This window comes from Streptomyces sp. NPDC003635 (assembly GCF_053587635.1).
Map to the genome: position 1 here is coordinate 1 of NZ_JBSFOK010000126.1, position 1,348 is coordinate 1,348.

At 59.9% G+C, this 1,348-nt stretch carries 2 protein-coding genes; both read right to left on the reverse strand.

Translation table 11 applies throughout. The annotated features are described in order from the left end of the window. Window positions 1-248 precede the first annotated feature (248 nt). A complete protein-coding gene (locus ACWDRW_RS40300; RefSeq protein ID WP_451733575.1) occupies window positions 249-881 on the reverse strand; it encodes a DUF4265 domain-containing protein in 633 nt (210 codons plus the stop codon). Beyond that, window positions 763-1,116, reverse strand: a complete 354-nt coding sequence (locus ACWDRW_RS40305; RefSeq protein WP_451733578.1) for an HNH endonuclease — start codon at window positions 1,114-1,116, stop codon at window positions 763-765. The genes ACWDRW_RS40300 and ACWDRW_RS40305 overlap by 119 nt, the downstream gene beginning before the upstream one ends. Window positions 1,117-1,348: the final 232 nt, after the last annotated feature.

Genomic DNA, 1,348 nt, shown 5'->3' on the forward strand with positions numbered 1-1,348 from the left:
GCGCTCACGCAACTCAAGCGAGTACTTCCTGGGTGCAGCCATGATCGATGCTCCTCTCATGAGAACCATCTGACCCTCTGTCACCACCCGCCGCATCTCGGGGGAACCTCACTCGGATAGCAGCACCCTCCGTCACCACCGAAAGCGAGACAGGGCCACTCACCGTACAGACCCTCCGCTGACGTTGCCGTCAAGAACCGCAGAAGCCCCGCCGGAACGAAGTCCGCCGGGGCTTCTCGCGAATACAATTAACGGTCAGACTCTGGCAATCCGAGCCCATCACGATGGGCTCTCGCAAGAGCACCCTCTTCGATGCCGATTTTCCATTCATTGGCAAGACGAAGGAGGGCAACTCTCATGGATGCATAATCAACGTGCGGCGGCACATCGATCGCCCACAAGTATCCCGTCGTATCGATATCCCAGGAACACTCAAAGCTGCGGAGCATGGCATCAATCATGTCCCTCGCGTCGTCATCCTTAATGATGACGCGGACCGTCGAATGCCCGGCCTCCGAAACGAACTCCTCGAACACGAACTCTCTGCGCTCGTGATCAGCTCTGACTCGCACAATGTCCCCGAAGGCGATTCCCTTCACGTAGAAGGGAGTGTTCCGAACCTGGACCTCCATCTGCACGGAGGTCTTCCCAGTCCAGAGCCGCTCCGAAGAGGCGTGGGCCCAATCGGCAGTCTCGTCAGGAAGATCGAAGGCTACCTTGTACAGCCTCTCAGGCTTACCTGCCATCACCGACTCGCCGCCGCTAGGGGTCGAGGAAGTCTCTGAGCTCATCGTCCCACTCTTCCATAGTCTTCGTGGATTTATCCCTATTGCATCGACGGCAGGCCACAGCACCATTATGGTCGCCACCGTGCCCGCCATCGACCCTAGGCACTACGTGGTCGATCTGGGCATCGTCGGGCCTTCCCGGGACGCGGTTTCCATCGGCATCTCGCGATCCGCGCCGTTCCACATTCTGCCCACAGTATTCACATCTGTACTCGCCGCCGTTCTTGGCGGCATTGGCGTCGTAGACCTTCTGCCTCTCGGCATCAGTGAAATACAAATAGGCTCTGTCGCAGTTATGCACCAGGACTGGCGTGGCGCCCGCCAGCACATAGTACGTGTGCTCGCCGGGCGGCCGTCACCTGCATTTTCGCTGGTCAGCGAATTCCGGCTGGTCCGTAGGTGTGCGTGGAAGTGCCGTGCTGTGCGCCCCTGTTGCCGTCGGCGTTGCCGTCAGACGGCTGCGCGCCTGAGAAGCCGTATCTCAACCGATCATGGAACGTGCGGGTCGAACGGGTTTCCCGCCGGGGTGATCTTCCCGTCGTGCGCGCATGAAGACAGGG